The sequence below is a fragment of the Catonella morbi ATCC 51271 genome, assembly GCF_000160035.2.
GTDB classification, from domain to species: Bacteria; Bacillota; Clostridia; order Lachnospirales; family Lachnospiraceae; genus Catonella; species Catonella morbi.
Map to the genome: position 1 here is coordinate 196,272 of NZ_KI535366.1, position 16,297 is coordinate 212,568.

At 36.4% G+C, this 16,297-nt stretch carries 13 protein-coding genes; 12 read left to right on the top strand and 1 reads right to left on the bottom strand.

Going from position 1 to position 16,297, the window contains the following annotated elements; genetic code table 11:
* Window positions 1–25: 25 nt before the first annotated feature.
* From GCWU000282_RS00920 to GCWU000282_RS00970, 11 genes are all read left to right on the top strand, one after another.
* Window positions 26–1,342, top strand: coding sequence for a hypothetical protein (locus GCWU000282_RS00920; protein ID WP_023353092.1), 1,317 nt, complete (start codon window positions 26–28; stop codon window positions 1,340–1,342).
* 90 nt (window positions 1,343–1,432) lie between these two features.
* A complete protein-coding gene (locus GCWU000282_RS00925) occupies window positions 1,433–2,047 on the top strand; it encodes an ATP-binding cassette domain-containing protein (RefSeq protein ID WP_035038927.1) in 615 nt (204 codons plus the stop codon).
* A complete protein-coding gene (locus tag GCWU000282_RS00930) occupies window positions 2,037–2,879 on the top strand; it encodes an ABC transporter permease (RefSeq protein ID WP_023353094.1) in 843 nt (280 codons plus the stop codon). Before GCWU000282_RS00925 ends, GCWU000282_RS00930 begins: the two co-directional genes overlap by 11 nt.
* Complete coding sequence (locus tag GCWU000282_RS00935) at window positions 2,880–3,788, top strand: ABC transporter permease (protein ID WP_023353095.1); 909 nt, start codon at window positions 2,880–2,882, stop codon at window positions 3,786–3,788.
* Window positions 3,789–3,797: 9 nt separating this feature from the next.
* Complete coding sequence (locus tag GCWU000282_RS00940) at window positions 3,798–4,787, top strand: SGNH/GDSL hydrolase family protein (RefSeq protein ID WP_023353096.1); 990 nt, start codon at window positions 3,798–3,800, stop codon at window positions 4,785–4,787.
* Window positions 4,788–4,800: 13 nt separating this feature from the next.
* Window positions 4,801–5,631: a MurR/RpiR family transcriptional regulator gene (locus GCWU000282_RS00945; RefSeq protein WP_035038932.1), complete on the top strand. Its 831-nt coding sequence runs from the start codon at window positions 4,801–4,803 to the stop codon at window positions 5,629–5,631.
* 200 nt (window positions 5,632–5,831) lie between these two features.
* Window positions 5,832–7,178: an ABC transporter substrate-binding protein gene (locus tag GCWU000282_RS00950; RefSeq protein WP_023353098.1), complete on the top strand. Its 1,347-nt coding sequence runs from the start codon at window positions 5,832–5,834 to the stop codon at window positions 7,176–7,178.
* Between the two features lie 74 nt (window positions 7,179–7,252).
* Window positions 7,253–8,149, top strand: coding sequence for a carbohydrate ABC transporter permease (locus GCWU000282_RS00955; RefSeq protein ID WP_023353099.1), 897 nt, complete (start codon window positions 7,253–7,255; stop codon window positions 8,147–8,149).
* Window positions 8,142–8,987: a carbohydrate ABC transporter permease gene (locus tag GCWU000282_RS00960; RefSeq protein WP_023353100.1), complete on the top strand. Its 846-nt coding sequence runs from the start codon at window positions 8,142–8,144 to the stop codon at window positions 8,985–8,987. Before GCWU000282_RS00955 ends, GCWU000282_RS00960 begins: the two co-directional genes overlap by 8 nt.
* A 4-nt stretch (window positions 8,988–8,991) precedes the next feature.
* Window positions 8,992–9,939, top strand: a complete 948-nt coding sequence (locus GCWU000282_RS00965; protein ID WP_023353101.1) for a GNAT family N-acetyltransferase — start codon at window positions 8,992–8,994, stop codon at window positions 9,937–9,939.
* A 12-nt stretch (window positions 9,940–9,951) separates the two neighbouring features.
* Window positions 9,952–11,451 carry a DUF4127 family protein gene (locus tag GCWU000282_RS00970; protein ID WP_023353102.1) on the top strand — a complete coding sequence of 500 codons (1,500 nt, stop codon included), beginning with the start codon at window positions 9,952–9,954 and terminating at the stop codon, window positions 11,449–11,451.
* A 120-nt stretch (window positions 11,452–11,571) separates the two neighbouring features.
* Here the strand turns inward: GCWU000282_RS00970 and GCWU000282_RS00975 are convergent, their stop codons facing one another.
* On the bottom strand, window positions 11,572–13,251 hold the full coding sequence (locus GCWU000282_RS00975) for an alpha-glucosidase (RefSeq protein WP_023353103.1): 1,680 nt from the start codon (window positions 13,249–13,251) through the stop codon (window positions 11,572–11,574).
* A gap of 355 nt (window positions 13,252–13,606) precedes the next feature.
* On the opposite strand from GCWU000282_RS00975, the gene alaS reads away from it, so the two are divergent.
* Window positions 13,607–16,273, top strand: coding sequence for an alanine--tRNA ligase (alaS, locus tag GCWU000282_RS00980; protein WP_023353104.1), 2,667 nt, complete (start codon window positions 13,607–13,609; stop codon window positions 16,271–16,273).
* Window positions 16,274–16,297 lie beyond the last annotated feature (24 nt).

Genomic DNA, 16,297 nt, shown 5'->3' on the forward strand with positions numbered 1-16,297 from the left:
GATGATTTAAAAAGGAGGAAAGAGAATGAATTTTAAGAAGGACAACAGAGGTATCGGAAAATCGGTTCTAATCATAATACTTGCAGTAGTTGCGGTACTTGCAATCGGTGGAGCTATATTTGCAAAAAATATGGTTAAGAAGGATCCGATGGCAAGACTTATTACAGGTTATATGAAGGCCTATGCCCAAAGAGATCAGAGATATTCTATGGATGTTTCATTTTCGCTGGATAAGGAAAACGCTGAAGCAAAGAAGTTATTTGAACAGATTCCTGCAGGTTCATTTAAGTCAAGCAATGACCAGCTTATGGATTTTGTGTCAAAGATACTTCCAAAAATAGGGTTAAAGTATACTGTAATAGCTAACACTAAAGAAGATCCTGTAAGTATAGGTGCTAATATGTCAGTTCTTTATGATAGTAAAGAACTTGCCGGTGCCGGATTAACAGCAAGACCTTGGGAAGTTACAGTATTTTCAAATACCTTACTTAACAAACCTCTCTACATGGATGTTAAGGAAAATGTCAAGAATGAGTCAGGTATTGACATAAGCAGTATCAAGCTTAAAGATTATTTTGATGTATTATATGAAGAGGATGATTTCACAAAGAATTTTGCAAATTCAAAGTATGTGGAAATATTAAAAGCGAAGTTCAAGGATAATCTTACATCAGAAGGTTCAGATAAGGTTGTGCTTAACCTTAATTATGCTGATTCATTAAAAGTCTTTGAAGACATATTTAATGAGGGTGCTAAGGACGAGGCTTTAAAGAACTTTGTAATGAAGAAGTTTGACAAGTTAGTGGAAGTTGCTGTTAAAAACGGTGATTATAAGTTAGCAGGTCTTTCTGAGGAAGATTTTAAGAAACAGGCAGAAGAAGGAAAGAAACAGCTTAGTGACAACTGGGAAAATATCTTGACAGAAGCAGCAAAGACCTACTCAGGAGAAACCTTTAAGGATGCTTTAGCACAGGTTGGCGATATGCCAATTAAATACACCTTTACATTTAAGGGTGATGAGATTGTTAAGGTTGACGGAGATATGTCAGTTCAGGGTATAGGTGTTAAGTTTGCTATGACTATGGAAAAGTATAGTGCAGATGGCTTTACATTTGCTGATGCTTCTAATTCTGACAGCCTTACAGAAACCATTAGCTCTTCTGACAGCCTTCTTCCAACGATTATGGGTAAGGCTAATGAAATCTTAACAGGTGATGCTTACAAGAATATGGAAGCTGACCTTATTAAGACAGCTAAGGAAAGTCTTGCTGCTGAAGATGCTGCTATGGTTGAAGCAGGACTCAAGCAGGCTTCATCTATGTCTGGAATGGGCGGTAATTAAAAAATCCGATTTTGGATTGACTTATAGTAAAAAAGTTAAAGCACTTTGCAATATGCAAGGTGCTTTACTCTTAGGCAGATGGGAGAAAGTATGGAGTTTAAGATAGAGGGCTTATCTAAAACCATAGGTGAGAAGAAAATCCTAAGTGGGCTTAATCTTTTATTAAAAGAAGGAGATGTGCTTGCCTTAAGAGGAAGTAACGGAAGCGGAAAGACTACTTTTCTTAGAATAATCGCAGGAGTAGATAAGGATTATGAAGGGAAAATAGAGTTTGAACAGGGTTTGACTCTAGGATATGTGCCACAGGATATAGTATTATTCGAAAGCCTGAGTGTTAAGGACAATCTCAAGACCTTTTGTAATGGAAATAATGCTAAAGAAAATTTTACCAGACTTGAAAACTATGCTAAAGAGCTTAATCTTTTAGGGCTTTTCAAGAAAAAAGTAAATAAACTTTCAGGTGGACAAAAGAGACTGGTAAATTTCCTTGTCGGGATTGCAAGTAATCCTAAGATAATCCTACTTGATGAAGTAATAGTGGGCATGGATGAAGATACTGTAAATAAGGTTATTAAACTTATAAATGTTATTAAGGCTGATAAGATAATGATAATTACCTCTCATCAGGATGAATTTATGAGAGAAGTATGTAATATTACAGGAAGGCTCACTGATGGGAAATTGGAGCTTGGTTATGAAAATTAAAAATATAATAAAATTATCTTTAATTCAGACAAAGCTTACCTTGATTAAGCTTAAATCAGCTTTGTTTTTGATTGCTCTGACCGCTTTAATGATTGCCTTATTTGCAATCTGGTGGAAAAAATATGATATGGCAAAGCCCACAGTACTGATTGCCAATGAAGAAAATAGTATGCTTGCAAACCTTACCATTAATTCAATATTAAACAACAAGGTTGCTGAAATTGTTAACTTTGTAACAACTAACTATGATGAAGGGAAGAAGCAGGTAGATATCGGAGAAGCTTTGATTTTAGTATATATTAAAAAAGGTACAATAGATACCTTGTATGAAGGTAAAAGGGCTGAAATTAATATATATACAAAAAATGAAGATAATGACTTTACAAGATTGATAATCAGCTATATAAAAGGGTTTACGGATATAATCAATGTTTCGCAAAATGCCGGACTGGCTTACATGGACGTAATGTATGAGAGAGGAATGACGGAAGATGAGAGAATAGATAAATTTAATGAGCTTCAAGCTGCATATATGAAGCTTACTTTAGCCAGAAGCGGTATATTTACCGGTGAAAACAGGGTAATGGGACTTGATAAGAGGGATATTGAAGTCGGATATTATTTGCTTGCAGCCGTATTCTTAATAGGAATAAGCATCGGAATTCCGGCAAAGAGTGAAATCCTGCGTAAAAATATGCGTCAAAGGCTTATATTGTCGGGTATTTCAAATGCTGAAATTTATCTGACCGTTATAACTAAAGTATTACTTACAAATGTGATTTTTCTGATTATTTTCAAAAACGTTGCAAAGACTATAGGGATAGGTGATTAGGTGTATACTGGGATTAAACTTAAAAATGAATTAATTAATAAATGGGTATTTATACTTATTGCAATTTCATTTACCTTTTCCTTTGTACTTAATATCTTTGGAAAAAGCTTAGAAACTCCGACTAACTTTAAGGTAAACATTGTAGATGAGGATAAAAGTAATCTCTCTCATAAAACAGCAGAAAGTATCGGTGCACTTAACGGAGTAGAAATTACCGGCAAAGAAGCTGATATTGAGTACATAATTAAAAAAGGATTCGAGGATAATTTTGTTAAAGGCGAATTTAACGGACTTATTGAGGTAAAGAAAAACAGTTTTAAGCAGGGAATAAGCCTTTTAAATGATAGGATTGCGACCAAACTTATTAGTGATTATATATATCTGAATCTTTATGACAGAATAAGGCTTGAAAAAGATATAAGCTTTGATGAGTATGAAAAAAGTCTGGCTGAGACAAAGCTTGCAAATGAAATTTTGTTTATTTCGGTAAACAACAGGAAAATAGCTGATGGAATAAGCTCTGAGATTAATTTTTCATCTTATATAAGCTTGTTTTTTCTGCTTCTGATTAGTATGAATATAAGTATAAATCAGGTTGCAAAGTTTAACAGAATAAGAAACAGTGGTATTCTTGCAAGGCTTAAATTGTCAGGAGTTAAAGAAATTAATGCGGTATTAAATGAAATTCTGGTAACAAGCTTAAAATGTGTAGGTATAATATTGCCTTTTATTTTATTTAAGGATGATATAAAGGTGTTAATTATTGTTATTCTGCTGTTTTATATAAATCTTGCTTTTAATCTGATTTTAGAAAAAGCTTCAAAATCAGAAGAAGCGCTTATATTTGTAACCAGAAGTGTTATGATAGTTTTTTTAGCTTTGGGGATGTTTATAAATTTTTATTTTTAAGGAGAAATTATGTTTTCTGAAAAGGTTAAATTACTCGGAAGAACTAACGAAAATGAGGGTAAATTGTTGCTTAAGGATTCATATACGGGTATATCCTTTTATTGTAAAGGCAGTATAACTCTTACTATTACACCTGAAAATGAAACAGACAAGGATAACTGTCCGTATCTGGGAATAGTTGTAGATGATGATATGTTAAATGTAACCAAGCTGGCTGTAACCAAAGAATTAAAGGATATTAAATTTCTTAAAAATGATGGGAAGCTTCATAAAATAGAAGTAGTCAAGCTTACAGAGGAACAGTACGGTAATCTTTGGTTAAGTAATCTGAATTTTGAAGACGAGGCAAGCGTAAAGAAGTCAGAAACCTTGGATAAAAGTATTTTGTTCATTGGTGATTCCATTACGGCCGGTTACGGTGTTAACGGGATAGACGGAGAGGGTGATTTCACCACATTTGAAGAAAACATACTTGGTTCATCTGCCATATTTACAGCAAGAAAAACAGGCTCTGAAGTCTTTGTATTTGCAAGAAGCGGTCATGGAATTATTTCAGGATGGATACCGCCTGAGATTGATGTGCCGAATAAAGACGGAATAATACAGGATTTTTTTCCTTTTGAAGGTGAGACTTTTCCTGAACCTGATTATATAGTTATTAATCTTGGGACAAACGATAACAGCTATATAAGAGGCAGGGAGGAACGAATAAAGTTATTTAAAAATGAATATACAAAATTTATAGTAAATTTAAGAAAACTCTATCCTTTGGCTAAAATATTTGTAGCTTACGGAGTGATGGACACAGAATTACTTCCTGCTATCAGAGATTTGGTTAAAGAATATAAAGAACAAAGCGGAGATGAAAACCTCCTCTTTGTCAAACTTGATAAGCAAGAGGAAAGCGATGGCATAGGTGCTGCAGGACATCCGAGCATAGCAGTAAACGAAAAGGTTGCCGATAGTTTGACAAAGGTAATACTTGAAAACATTCAATGATGTGGGAGAAAAAATGAACAACTATTTTTTTGAATATTATCAGAATGAAACAAAGCAAAATATTGAAAAGAACTTTGAAGATATGACTCAGTTAGAGAAAAGCATAGGAGAGTTTTTTATTAAAAACAAGTCTGCAAGAGATTTTTCCTCTAAAGGAATCTCCGGACTGTTGTATGTATCTGAAGCCTCTCTTCACAGATTCGCTAAGAAATGCGGATATAAAGGATATAGGGAATTTATCTTCTCTTATGAAAAAGATATCGAAAATGAGAGGAATAACGGTACTGACGAAAAGAAGGTAAATCAGTTAATTATTAAGCTTAAAGCAGCTTACACTACACTTGTAGAAGAGAATTTTGGTTTAATAAAAGATAATCAAATCAGAAAAATAGCCACATTGTTAAATAGCGGAAAAAGAGTGATTTTAACAGGTTCTGAGACGGAAAATGCCGTATTTGAGGAATATAAGCTAAAATATCTTAAACTTGGTATAGATATAAACACAGTAACCAAGAAAGAATTTTTAGAGCCAAGTGTAGATTTACTTAATAAAGACAGTTTGGTAATAGTCTGTGATATATCAGGTGAAAATGATAATCTGAAAACTGTTGTCCAAAAGGCTGAGGTAAAAGAAGCCGACATTGTTCTTATAACTGCAAATGAAGCCTGTGAATATGCTGATCTCTGTAATGAAGTAATAAAGGTAAGCTATCCGAAAGGGTTGGCAAACGTCATTTCAATGCAGATGGTTATACTTATGACAATGGATGTAATCTATTCATACTGTTCTGCAAATAAAAATTATTTTAAGGCTATAAAGAAAGAAAAAGAAGGAAAGAGTTAAATTCTGAATTTGTAAAATTTACTTTTATTTATTGGTTGAGTTATAGGTAATTGTGAAAGTATTTATCAAAAATTAGTATGAATATTACTAATTATAAATCTACTTTCAGAATTGCCTATTTTTATTGTATATTTTATACAATGATGATATTATCAAGTTAAAGGTTAATACCTAATTTTAATTTTTAAGGAGGATGGAAAATGAAAAAGAGATTGTTGAGTTTCTTAGCCCTGGCTGCAGTTACTGTTACAGCCTTTACTGCCTGCGGCGGTAATGGTGCTAAAACAAATTCCGGAAGCGCAGCTAAATCAAACACTTCCGGTGCTGTTTCAAGTACAAAAAGTACCTCTACGGTGGCAAGTTCTGCAAAATCAACCACTACTGAGCCTGTAACTGTTGAATTCTGGACAATATCCCTTAAGGCAAATTTTGAAGAATTCTTCAATAAGTTAATTGCAGACTATCAGAATGCTAATCCGAATGTAACTATCAACTGGGTGGATGTACCTTATGATGATGTACAGTCTAAGCTTGTAACTGCTGTTGCGGGCGGAACATCGCCTGATGTTGTTAATCTGAACACACAGATGGCACTTACGCTTGTAGGACAGGATGCACTTGTTGACTTAAATAAGGCTGCTACAGATGAACAGAAGAGTATTTATATTGAGAGCCTTTGGAATTCAGCTAAGGTAGGTGATTCCGTATATGCTTTCCCATGGTATGCTTCACCTGATATTATGTTCTATAATCAGGAACTTATGAAGAAGGGTGGAATCGAAGCACCTGCTACCTTTGACCAGGCACTTGAAAAGGCTGAAAAATTCCATAATGATACAAAAGCATATCTTTTCTTACCTGATGAGTTCTTCAACCTTTTAATTGAAGAAAACATCCCTATACTAAATGAAGACAGAACAAAGGCTGCCTTTAACACACAGGCTGCTGTAGACTTACTAAAAAAATATAAATCCTATACAGATAAGGGCGTTCTTCCAAAGACAAACTGGGGTTCATGGGATGAAGCACTTAAGCTTTTTGAATCAGGCAAGCTTGCCATAGTAAGTTCTTCCGGTTCTTCACTGGGAAGGATAAAGGATGAGGCTCCTGATATCTATAAGACCATAGCTGTAAGCACACCGCTTACAGGAAGTACAGGACTTAGCCGCAACCCTCTTATGAACCTTGTAGTTCCTAAGGCAAGTAAGAATCAGGAAGCAGCTATTGCTTTTGCTAACTATATAACAAATGATGCAAATCAGCTTGCATTCTGTAAGACAGTTTCAATATTCCCTTCAACCAAGAAGGCAAGTGAAGACAGCTTCTTCACCTCTGACACAAAAACTCTTGAAGGACAGGCAAGTGCAATGTCTGCAAAGGCAAGTCTTACATCTCAGGATTTCTCACTCGGAGTAGCTAACCAGGGAACTATCCAGGCGGCTATCAACAAGGCTTATGAAGCTTCTATCATAAACGGTGATGATATTGCAGCTGCTCTTAAACAGGCAGAAGAAGATGTTAATAAGATTTTAGCTGAAAACAAGTAAGATTTCAGTATGATTTAAACTTATTTCATGGGGCTGTTACAAATGTAGCAACCCCATGCTAATTTGGAGGTACTATGGTAAAAAGCAGTAAGGCAAGGAAGGCTAAAGAAACAGCGGTAGCTTATGCATTTATGGCTCCGGCACTCATAATTATTTTACTTTTTACGGTTATCCCTATATTTGCCAGTCTGGGGCTCATGTTTTTTGACTATTCGGTTTTAGGTAAGACCAAGTTCGTTGGTTTAGGAAATTTTATTAAAGCATTTAATGATAGGGAATTTATCATCGCGATTAAAAATTCCGTTATTTTTGTTGCAGTTGTTCCTGTTATTCAGATTCTTTCCATACTTTTATCTCTTTTAGTAAACAGAAAATTGCGGGGAATCGGAATCTTCCGTACCCTTTTTTATATACCTGTTATTACCTCTATGGTAGCCGTTTCTATCATCTGGGGGTTTATATTTAACTCAAGCGGCGTTATAAATACTTTACTTAGTGATTTGGGGCTGATTACACAGCCTTTAGGCTTTATAAGTGATAAGAAAACTGCTATGCTCTGTCTTATGTTCATCACACTTTGGCAGGGACTTGGCTATTATATGATGATGTATCTTGCGGGGCTTCAAGGTATACCTTCGGAACTTGGTGAAGCTGCGAAGATAGACGGAGCCGGAACTCTCAGAGTTATTACCAGTGTAATTATACCGCAGTTAAAGCCTTTTATCTGGCTTTGCACCTTGAATTCAATAATATCTGCTATAGGAGTATTTGATGTAGTCTTTGTTCTTTCAAAGGGAGGTCCCGATAATGCGACTATGGTAATAAATTATTATTCATATACCAAAGCTTTCGGAGAGTTCAGATTCGGATATGCCGCAGCAGTAGGTGCCGTTCAGGCGATCATCACCAGTATTGTAAGTATAGCAGTCTTTATATATGGGAAGAGGGGAGGTATGACAAATAATGAGTAAGGTAAGGTTAAAAAAGAAAATTAAAACCAAAGTTATCATTTCTAATTTGATATCATACATCCTTTTAATCGTAATAGCTATAATATGTGCGGGACCATTTATCTGGTTACTTTTGTCATCTCTCAGAACAGGTGCCAATATTTATGATTTACATTTTTCATTAAGCAGTTTTTCCTTTGCAAATTATACCGGTGTAATGGAATTTATGAAGCTGCATAAATATGTATGGAACACAGTTGTTATTACCTTCGGTGCAATAGCAATAGATGTGGTATTTTCTGCAATGTGTGCCTATCCCCTTGCAACCATGAACTTTAAAGGAAAGAACTTTGTGTTCGGAGTTCTTGTGGCAACTATGATAATTCCCGCTGCCGCAGGCATGATAATCAATTATCTTACTATTTCAAGGATGAATTTGCTTGATAATGTTATGGGTGTAATCCTGCCTTCATCCGTAAAAACTTTCAGTATTATTCTTTTAAGACAGGCCTATCTGGGGGTACCGAAGGAGCTTATAGATGCGGCTAAAATAGACGGAGCGGGGCAGTTTCTTACCTGGCTTAAGGTTATGCTTCCGGGCATAATTCCAAGTATATCTACGGTAGTAATATTTGACTTTATAGGTAATTGGAATGCTTTCTTATGGCCTATTATTATATTTAAGAGCCCTGAGAAATATCCGCTTGCAACAGCCCTGCAGTATCTGAACGGTTCGTTTAGTTATAAGTTCGGCTATGTAGCGGCAGGTACTATTTTATCTATAATACCCGTACTAATAGTATTTATGCTTTGTCAGAAAAATTATATAGAAGCTGTTAGCGGTGCAGTGAAAGGTTGATATTATGGAAAATGTTGAAATTAAGCTCATGTCAGAGAATGACTTAGAGGAAATGACAGAATTAGCGGAGACATCATTTCCTCCCGAATATAATGTAACAAAGGTCAATTTAAACGAAAAGTTATTACAAGACAGCGATAAATTTGATGAAGGAAGTTTTATTATAAGAAGAAAATCAGATTCAAAGCTGATTGGCTTTATCGGTACCAAATTATCTCATAGCAGCCTATACCCTGATACTGCCTGGCTCAGTATAATTGCTGTTGAAAAAACCGAAAGACACAAAGGTTATGGAAGGCTTCTGGTCACAAGAGCCTTAGATGAACTTAAAAATGTGGGAGTAAAACAGGTAAGTATAGGTCAGGAATTTCATAACTTTTTCTCCGGTATTCCCAATCCAAATGAGGAAAATATAGGATTTTTCACCGGTTTAGGTTTTTCTGTAAGTGAGGGAAGTCACTATGATTTGGAAAGCTTATTGACTGATAATGATAAGCCTGCGAAATTTGATACCTCGCCTTTTACAGCTGAATTTGAAGTAAAAACATATAACAATGATTATGATAAGCTGATGGACTTTTTAAATAAAGAATTTCCGGGAAGATGGGCTTATGAAGCAGATACTGCGATTAAAGCTGATAAATCTCCTTCTGAAATTGTACTTTTATGGAGTAAAACACAAAAAACAGTAATCGGCTTTTGTATGCTGACCTCGTATAAGGATGAGAACGGTAAAAAGACAGGTTACGGAGGACTTGGTCCTATAGGTATAGCCAAAGAAGTAAGAGGCAGACAGGTTGGTAATTATCTGCTTCGTGAGTCCTTAATTCAGGCTGAACGTAACGGCATTAACAGGGTAAATATCGACTGGACCATTCTTGTCAAGTTCTACGGTCAGTTTGGCTTTGAAATCAAGAGGACATATAAAGCGGCTTACAAACAATTAGTATAGAAGGAGGGTAATATGAAAGCAAAGATAGTATTATTACCTTTAGACGAAAGACCTTGCAATTATCTTTTTCCACAGAAACTATTTTCGCATGATGATATAGAGATAATCCTGCCTAAAAAATTAGGAGACAAGAAAATTCCTGCCGATTTGAATGAAATCGATAATTTTTTAACAAAAGAATGTAAAGACGCCACAGGTCTGATCATTTCTTTGGATACCCTGCTTTACGGAGGGCTTGTACCATCCAGAATACATAATGAAAAAGAAGATAAGTTAAAAGAAAGACTGCAGATATTAAGAGACATAAGGAGGGAGAATACCGGGCTTATAATCTATGCATTTAATATAATAATGAGATGTCCGAATTATTCAAGCAGCGATGAGGAACCTGACTACTATGAGAACTATGGCAGGGAAATTCATGAAATCGGTGTAGCCATGCACAAGAGTCATTTGGGTATAGATAATATTTTGTCTCTTGATGAAATCATAGAAAAAGTTCCGGAAAGATACTTAAATGACTATATTTCAAGAAGAAAGGTAAATAGGGAACTGAATCTTGCATCACTTGATTTGGTAAAAGAAAATATTGTAGATGCACTTGTTGTACCTCAGGATGATTCCTGTAAATATGGCTATGCGGCTATAGACCAAAGAGATATAAGAAAGGCTATAATCGAGAACTGTCTTGATGATAAGGTACTTATGTATCCCGGTGCAGACGAGGTAGAACTCACCCTTATGTCCAGAATGATAAATACTCTTAAGGGCAAGAAACCCAAAGTATACTTAAAATATGCTACAGAGGCTGCGAAGAACATTATTCCGCTTTATGAAGGAAATATGCTTGCAGGTACACTAAAATACCATGTGCTGTCAGCCGGCTGTCAGCTCACAGAATCCTATGAAATGGCTGATATAATAATGGCGGTTACCGCTCCCGCAGGCAATATGGAAGAAGCCATAAACCAGCCTTCTAAGTATCCAGAGTACTATGCTGAGAGAAATATAGCTGAAATGTTTGACTTTATAAAATACAGGCTGGCAGAAGGTAAAATTGTAACCATAGCGGATAATGCTTATGCAAACGGTGGTGATTTACAAATAATAAGGCTTCTCAATGCAAATAAACTGCTTATGAAGGTAGATGGTTATGCGGGGTGGAATACCTCTGCAAATACTGTCGGTACAGCCATTGCGGAGGCGGTGGACTCCTATCATTTTAAGCTTACACCGACACATCAGAACTTTTTAGGGCTTAGATATATTGAAGATGCAGGGTATTGCTCTGTAGTCAGACAACAGGCTACAAATGAGCTTCAAAAATATGAAATGAATTATTTTGATGTTAAAGAGAAGGATGGTATCATAAGTGAGATTGTAAAAGAAAGACTGGAAGAATTTATAAAAAATGAATTGTCATCAATATCGGCTAATTTACAGATTTCCAAATTGATTATGCCATGGAGAAGAATGTTTGAAGTGGATATAACTGTGAAATATGAAAATTAATAAAAAGGAGCTGTCGCATTAAAGGAAAATCCTACAAAATATAGTAAATTTATCATTAACTAATCACAATATTTTGTATCTCTTTTTCCGGGTACGACAGCTTCTTTTTATAAAACATATTTACTTAACTTCTAAAATAACAGCCTGATATGGTTTAAGCTTTATCTCGTTTTCACCGGCAAATCCTACATCTTCCATATTGGACAGAAGCATAGCCTTGCACTTCTTTTCAAGTTTAACCACTTTTTCAGAAGCATCAAAGTTTCCGAGTACAAGTAAGGTCCGGTTTTCACCCTGTCTGTAAAATGCCATAAGATTATGTTCATTTTCAAGATAAGGCACAACCTCTCCGTAAACTATGGTTTCTTTGTAAGTCTCATTTTTTCTTAGAGCAGTAAGCTTTTTATAGTAATTAAGTACGGATTTCTTGTCATTAATCTGAGATTCTACATTAATCTTAGTGTACTGAGGATTTACTTTCAGCCAAGGAGTACCGCTTGTAAATCCTGCATTCTTGCTGTCATCCCACTGCATAGGGGTTCTTGCATTGTCCCTGCTGAACTTTTTAACGGCATTAAAAGCTTCCTCAGGGGTTAAGCCGGCTTCAAGGGCTGTCTGATATTCTCCGATAGTAGAAATATCATCTATTTCCTCCATACCTGTAAAATCAGTGTTTTCCATACCGATTTCCTGTCCCTGATAGATGAACGGAAGACCTTTCATCATAAACTGCATAGTTCCAAGGAGTTTCTTAGAATCATCATTTATATCACAGCACTGAAGATAATGACTTACACCTCTTGGTTCATCATGGTTTTCTATTATTGTAGAGATATAACCTAAATCGCCCACCCTTTTTTGCGTCGTAAAACAGCATTTTTTATAATCATCAGGAGTTATAGGCTTTGCATCATACCAACCCTTATCACTTTTTCCGAATATTGTTTCTTCAAAATCAAACATGGTTGAGAAATGTCCCTCATCACCTATGAAGATAGGAATATCTTCAGTTCTGTCAGTAAATACCTCACCGACTGTAAAAGCATCATGTTTGTCAAAGGTATTTTCTCTGAGTTCCTGTAAATATTTATCTGCATTTTTTGCATCTTCAAGCATTTTGGCACAGATAACGGTTCCGTCTCCCCTATCAGGAGGGTAGTTATAGGATGTAAACGGAAGTGCCTTGCTTATATTCATAATGGCATCTACTCTAAAGCCGGCAAGTCCTTTATCTAACCACCAGTTAATCATCTTGTAGATTTCCTCTCGGAGCTTTGGATTTTCCCAGTTTAAGTCAGGTTGCTTCTTATGAAAGAGATGAAGATAATATTTATCCGTACCCTCAATCTTCTCCCAAGCGCTTCCGCCGAAGTAGGAGCGCCAGTTATTCGGAGGGTTACCGTTTACACCCTCTTCTATAAAGAAATATTTTGCATACTCACTGTCAAGGTCTTCCATAGCCTTCTTAAACCACTCATGTTCATCTGAACAGTGGTTTATAACCAAGTCCATAAGTATATACATATTTCTTTTTTTAGCCTCTGCAAGCAATTCGTCCATATCAGCCATGCTGCCAAAACGCGGATCTATATCATAATAATCAGCTATATCATAACCCTGATCGGCAAGAGGAGATGGGTAACAAGGGGAAAGCCAGATAATGTCAACTCCAAGCTCCTTCAAATAATCAAGTTTATTAATTACGCCCCTTAAATCACCTATTCCGTTTCCCTTAGTATCCAAAAAGCTTTTTGGATAAATCTGATATGCAACCTTTTCGTGCCACCATTTTTTCTTCATTCTTCGTCTCCTAAATAATAATCAAACAGTCTAAGCCTACAACTCTTATTCGGCTTACATACTTGTACCATAGATTGCCAAAAGATAATAACAAGCTTACATAGAACTTTTATACTTTTGACACTTGTAACATATTATAATAAAAAGTCAGCTTATATCAAGACTTATTATAATTAATTGTTAAATTTCTCATGGTTTTAGCATAACAGAGTTGAATCAAAATTTAAATGAAAAAAGTATATTTTACAAGGGAAATTTTTCTAAAAATAACGATTTGTCATAGTTGAAAAATTTTATATTAAATGTTAAGATATAGAGATGACTTTAAATGTAAAAAGCCCTATGGAGGATAAATATGAAATCTTACGGAGTTAATGAGTTAAGAAGGATGTTCCTTGAGTTCTTTGAGAAAAAGGGACATCTTAAAATGAATAGTTTTTCACTTGTACCACATAATGATAACAGTTTACTTATTATAAATTCAGGTATGGCACCGCTTAAGCCATACTTTACAGGACAGGAGATACCGCCAAGTAAAAGAGTCTGTACCTGCCAGAAATGTATACGTACGGGCGATATTGATAATGTAGGAAAAACCGCAAGACATGGTACCTTTTTTGAAATGCTCGGAAACTTCTCTTTTGGAGATTATTTTAAGGAGGAGGCTATTCCATGGGCTTGGGAATTCCTTACCGAGACAGTTGGTATCCCTGCCGACAGACTTTATCCATCAGTCTATGTAGATGATAATGAGGCCTTTGAAATATGGAATAAAAAGATGAATATTTCTGCTGAGAGAATATTTAAGTTTGGCAAAGAGGACAATTTCTGGGAGCATGGCTCAGGTCCTTGCGGTCCTTGTACAGAGATTTATTTTGACAGAGGCGAGAAGTATGGCTGTGGAAAACCGGGATGTACAGTAGGCTGTGATTGCGACAGATATATGGAAGTATGGAATGTTGTATTTTCACAGTTTGATAATGACGGTAAGGGAAATTATTCAGACCTTGAGCAAAAGAATATCGATACAGGCATGGGACTTGAAAGACTGGCTGTAGCAGTACAGGATGTTGATTCCATCTTTGATGTAGATACACTTTTAGCACTCAGAAACAAGGTTTGTGAAATAGCAGACAAAAAGTATAAGGATAACGAGAAGAATGATATCTCAATCCGTGTAATTACTGACCATATCCGTTCAGCAACCTTTATGATATCTGACGGAATTATGCCTTCAAATGAAGGAAGGGGCTATGTGCTCAGAAGAATAATCAGAAGAGCTGACAGACATGGAAAGTTACTCGGCATAGACGGAGCCTTCCTTGTAGGACTTGCCAAAGCGGTAATTGCAGGAAGTAAAGACGGTTATCCTGAACTTGCCGAGAAGCAGGATTTCATCCTGAATGTAATAGAGCAGGAAGAAGAGAAGTTTGAAAAGACAATAAATCAGGGACTTGAGATACTTGAAGGTATACAGAAGGATATGGAGGCTAAGGGTGTTAAGACTATGTCGGGTGAAGATGCCTTTAAGCTTTACGATACCTATGGTTTCCCTATCGACTTAACCAAGGAAATTCTTGAAGAAAAGGGAATGGATATAGATGAGGAAGCCTTCAAACAGGCTATGAAGGTGCAAAAAGATACTGCCAGAAATGCAAGAAAAACCACAAGCTATATGGGAGCGGATGCTACTATTTATGAGCAGATTGATCCGGCAATTAACTCTGAGTTTATCGGTTATGATAAGACAGAGGCGGAAGGAAAGATAGTTGCTCTTGTAAGTGTCGGTTCGGAAGAAGACGGAGAAGAAAGTGCTATATCCGAGGCTCTTACAGACGGAATGACAGGAGCTGTAATTACTGATGTTACTCCTTTTTATGCTACAAAAGGCGGACAGCTCGGAGATATCGGTGTAATTACAGTGGGAGATGCTGTATTTGAGGTAAAAGATACCATACCTGTAGCAGGTTCAAAAATAGCCCATATCGGTAAGGTTATAAAGGGTATGTTTAAGATCGGTGATAAAGTTACGCTTAAAGTAGATGCGGAAAACCGTATGGCTACCTGTAGAAACCACAGTGCTACCCATCTTTTACAGAAGGCCTTGCGTGAAGTACTCGGAACCCATGTGGAGCAGTCAGGCTCTTACCAGGATGCAGGCAGAACAAGATTTGACTTCAGCCACTTTAAGGCTATGACACCTGAGGAAATTAAGGCGGTTGAAAAGCTTGTAAATGAAAAAATAGCAGAATCAATTCCTGTAGATACTAAAGTAATGAGCATTGAAGAGGCTAAGAAAAGCGGAGCTATGGCTCTTTTTGGTGAGAAATACGGTGATGAAGTCCGCGTAGTTGGTATGGGAGATTTCTCCAAAGAGTTCTGTGGCGGTACTCATGTAAAGAATACGGGAATGATAGGTCAGTTTAAGATTATTTCCGAAAGCGGTGTAGCTGCCGGAATCAGAAGAATAGAAGCCATCACAGGCAATAATGTAATCAAGTATTATGAAAATCTTGAAAATACAATTGCCGAGGCTGCCAAAATGCTTAAAGCAAGCCCTGATAAGCTTGTTGAGAAGGCTAAGCATCTTATGGAAGAACTTAAGTCTCTTCAAAGTGAGAATGAGTCACTCAAAAATAAAGCTGCTAAGGAAGCTTTAGGTGATGTTATGGATAAGGTTGTTGAGATTGGCGGAGTTAAGGTACTTGCTGTTGACATCCCTGATACCGATGGCAACGAGCTTAGAAATCTTGGGGACGAACTTAAGAATAAGCTCGGAGAAGGTCTTATCTTCCTTGCTTCTGCTAAAGACGGCAAGGTAAACCTTGTTGCTATGGCTACTGACGGAGCTGTAAAGGCCGGAGTTCATGCCGGCAATCTTATTAAGACAGTGGCGCCTATAGTAGGCGGTGGCGGCGGCGGTCGTCCAAATATGGCTCAGGCCGGCGGAAAGTTTTCTGAGAAGAAGGCTGATGCCGTAAAAGCTGTAGCTGACGAAGTAAAAAAACAATTGGGTGCTTAAATTTTGATTTGATAATATTGCATA